The 3,255-nt window shown below is 69.4% G+C and carries 5 protein-coding genes; 1 reads left to right on the forward strand and 4 read right to left on the reverse strand.

The window, feature by feature from the left end; translation table 11 throughout:
- Positions 1-299: precorrin-6A/cobalt-precorrin-6A reductase (locus BIS11_RS13575; protein ID WP_253586278.1), on the forward strand; the 299-nt coding region annotated here is incomplete at its 5' end.
- Here the strand turns inward: BIS11_RS13575 and cobJ are convergent.
- The 4 genes from cobJ to BIS11_RS13595 all read right to left on the reverse strand — a co-directional run.
- A complete protein-coding gene (gene cobJ, locus BIS11_RS13580) occupies positions 275-1,024 on the reverse strand; it encodes a precorrin-3B C(17)-methyltransferase (RefSeq protein ID WP_253426370.1) in 750 nt (249 codons plus the stop codon). The two genes, BIS11_RS13575 and cobJ, sit on opposite strands and share 25 nt — an antisense overlap.
- Positions 1,021-1,746 carry a precorrin-2 C(20)-methyltransferase gene (gene cobI, locus BIS11_RS13585; protein ID WP_253426372.1) on the reverse strand — a complete coding sequence of 242 codons (726 nt, stop codon included), beginning with the start codon at positions 1,744-1,746 and terminating at the stop codon, positions 1,021-1,023. The genes cobJ and cobI overlap by 4 nt, the downstream gene beginning before the upstream one ends.
- Positions 1,743-2,372: a precorrin-8X methylmutase gene (locus BIS11_RS13590; protein WP_253426373.1), complete on the reverse strand. Its 630-nt coding sequence runs from the start codon at positions 2,370-2,372 to the stop codon at positions 1,743-1,745. Before BIS11_RS13590 ends, cobI begins: the two co-directional genes overlap by 4 nt.
- Positions 2,356-3,255 (reverse strand): cobalamin biosynthesis protein CobG (locus tag BIS11_RS13595; RefSeq protein WP_253586280.1); only part of this gene is annotated, 900 nt, incomplete at its 5' end. The genes BIS11_RS13590 and BIS11_RS13595, both read right to left, overlap by 17 nt.

Genomic DNA, 3,255 nt, shown 5'->3' on the forward strand with positions numbered 1-3,255 from the left:
TGATCGAGGAGCCCGCCGTGCCCCCGCCGCTTGCCCACTACAAGGCGGTGATCGACCGCGGCCCGTTCACGCTCGAAAACGATCTCGAGCTGCTCAAGGCCGAGCGCATCACCCGCATCGTGTGCAAGAACGCCGGCGGCAGCGGCGCGGCGTCCAAGATTCTGGCCGCTCGTGCCCTCCATCTTCCGGTCACGATGATCGAGCGCCCCCGCCTTCCGCCGCGCCAGGAGGCGCACAGCGTCGATGAGGTGCTGGCTTGGCTCGAGGCCTGGCCTCACGACACCGAGCGCGGCGTGTAGACCAGCGGCGCGGCGTCGCGCTCGATCACCCGCGTCTGGCTCGAGCCGACGATCACCAGGGTGCGCATGTCCGCCATTTCCGGGGTGGCCTCATCAAGCGTGACCACGCGAATCGACTCCTCGGGGGTGGAAACCGCCCGAGCGAAGACGATCACGCGCTCGGGCTCGCATTCATGGCGCAGCACGTCGAGCGTGCGCTCGAACCCAATCGGGCGCGATGTCGAGCGCGGGTTGTAGAACGCCATGGCGAAGTCGGCCTCTACCGCCAGGCGCAGGCGCCTTTCGATCAGCGCCCAGGGCTTGAGGTTGTCGGAAAGGTTGATGCAGCAGAAATCGTGGCCCAGCGGCGCGCCGGCTTTGGCGCTGGCCGCCAGCATCGCCGAGATGCCCGGCAGCACCTGAATATCGAGCGCGCGCCATTGGGGTTTGCCGGCTTCGAGCGCCTCGAACACCGCGCTTGCCATGGCGAACACGCCGGGGTCGCCAGAGGAGACTACCGCCACGCGTTTGCCTTCACAGGCCATATCGAGTGCGGCCTCGGCGCGGCGAATCTCCTCGCGGTTGTCCGAGCCGTGGCGGGTCAGGCCTTCGCGCGGCGCCACGCGGTTCACGTAGGGCACGTAGCCCACCACGTCCGTGGCCTCAGCAAGCGCGGCCGTGACCTCCGGCGTCATCATAGAATCCGCCCCCGGCCCCAGCCCGACGATTTTGACCCAGCCGCTCATGGGCGCCTCCCGTTGCCGTGAATCAGCACGATGGAAAAGTACGGCACCCGGTCACCGGCCTCAACCAGCGGCACCACGCGCTGATTCTCCATCGCGGCGTACTCGATCAGCCAGGCATCTCCCTCGCGCCCGGCAGCCTTTAGCGCCCGGCGCAGCTTGGTCAGGTGCCGGCCGATCTTCATCACCACCAGCGCATCGGTCTGGCGAATGCGCTCACAAAGCTGCGCTTCGGGGAGGGTCGCCATCGCCACGGTGAGCACGTCGTCGCCCCAGGTAATGGGCGCCCCCGTGGCGGTCCAGGCCGCGGACATGCCGGTGATACCGGGCACCACGTCCACCGGCACGCGCTCCAGAAGCCGGGTGTAGAGGTGCATGAACGAGCCGTAGAAGAACGGGTCGCCTTCGCAGAGCACGACCACATCATGCCCGGCGGCGCTCAGCTCGACGAGCCGGGCCACGCACTCCTCATAGAAGGCGGCGAGCAGCGCGTTGTAGCGCGGGTCGTCGAAGGGGATCTCGGTGGTGACCGGGTACACCATGGCAAGCTCGATCGCGTCGTCGCGCAAGAGCCCCTCGACGATGCTGCGGGCGTGGCCCTTCTTGCCCTTCTTGCGAAAGTAGGCGACGTGGGTGGCGCCGCGAATCAAACGATCCGCGCGCACGCTCATCAGATCCTGACAGCCGGGCCCCAGGCCCACGCCCTTGATGCAACCGTTACTCATTCGACGCGAGCCGCCAGCGCGTTGACCGCGGCCACGGTGACCGCGCTGCCGCCCAGCCGCCCGCGCACGATGCAGCCGGGAATCTCAGGAGTTTGCCAAAGCGCCTCCTTGGACTCCGCCGCACCGACGAAGCCCACCGGGCAGCCGATCACCGCCGCCGGGCGCGGGCAGTCGGGGTCTTCGAGCATATTGAGCAGGTGGAACAGCGCCGTCGGGGCGTTGCCGATCGCCACCACAGCGCCCTCCAGATGCGGCCGCCATAACTCCAGCGCCGCCGCCGAGCGGGTGTTGGCCATCTGATGGGCGAGCATGGGTGTGCGCTCATCGTTCAGCGTGCAGATCACCTCGTTATTCGCCGGCAGGCGCTTGCGGGTGATGCCTTCGGAGACCATGCGCGCGTCGCACAGAATCGGCGCGCCGGCCTCGAGCGCCGCTCGCGCGCGGTTGACCATATCGTTCTGGAAGTGGATATGAGCGGCGAGCTCCACAAGGCCCGCGGCGTGGATCATGCGCACGGCCACGACCTCCTCTTCCGGCGAGAAGCGGGAAAGCTCGGCCTCGCGGCGGATGATCGAAAACGACTCCCGGTAGATCGCCGGGCCGTGGGTTTCATAGGTGTAAGGCACCCAGTTTCTCCAGATAGTCCAGTACGTCGGGCTCCGTGAGCCCGCGCGCCGCCGGTTCGCCGTCGGCGCGGTCGTTGATCAGTACGTCGAAGCGGCCACCGCGCCCGGTCAGGCACACCGCCGCCGGGCGGCTTCGCGCGCAGCCCTTGGCGCAGCCGGAGACGTGCAGGCTGCTCGCCTGGTGGCGCGCGAGCCGTGCGGCCATGGCCCGGGTATCCACGCTTGCCTGCTCGCAGAACGGCGCGCCAGGGCAGGCGTCCATCGAAAGGCGCGGATCTCCCGGCTCGGTAATTACTCCAAACAGCGCGGGCAGGCGCCCGGCATCCGCACCGGTGACCAGCAGCCGCCGCCAGGGCGTCACGCGCAGCCGGCAATCTTCGAACGGCGTGACCAGCGCGCGAAGCGACGCCGCCTCGACTCGCCCAAGCGAAAGCCCGACCACCGCCCCCAAAGGATGCGCGCCCAGCGCAAGCGCCTGGCACGGCGCCGTCGGGGCCGCGTCTTGCCGCGCCCAGGCCGGCAGCGGCGCGCGGTGGCGGCCCATGCGTCTGGCCTGCCCCCCGCCGCTCTCCATGAACCAGCGGCACAGCTTGACCACCAGGTCGGCGGCGGCCTCGGCACTTTCCACGCGGGTCCCCATCGCGCGGCCTTCGCAGCGCACCAGCAGCGCGCCGGTGTCGTCGCGCTCGATGCGAAAATCCGCCGCGGCGTCACCGAGCAACGGGGTCGGCCCGGCGTCCACGGCGATGCCGACCTTGGCGGGCAGCGCGGGAAAGTCGCTCTCTTCCAGCCGCCGGGCGGCGCGGTGAGTGTCATCGTTCTCGCGCCACTCCGGTGAGAGCATCAGCGGCGGGCGGCGCTCATCCAAGGCGCTCGGTAGCGC

It is taken from the genome of Halomonas sp. 707D4 (assembly GCF_024158685.1).
Classification (GTDB): domain Bacteria; phylum Pseudomonadota; class Gammaproteobacteria; order Pseudomonadales; family Halomonadaceae; genus Vreelandella.

What these genes read in the sequence shown, in the direction of transcription:
- cobJ (WP_253426370.1), bottom strand. Translation starts at nt 1,024, where the DNA reads ATGAGCGGCTGGGTCAAAATCGTCGGGCTGGGGCCGGGGGCGGATTCT.
- cobI (WP_253426372.1), bottom strand. Translation starts at nt 1,746, where the DNA reads ATGAGTAACGGTTGCATCAAGGGCGTGGGCCTGGGGCCCGGCTGTCAG.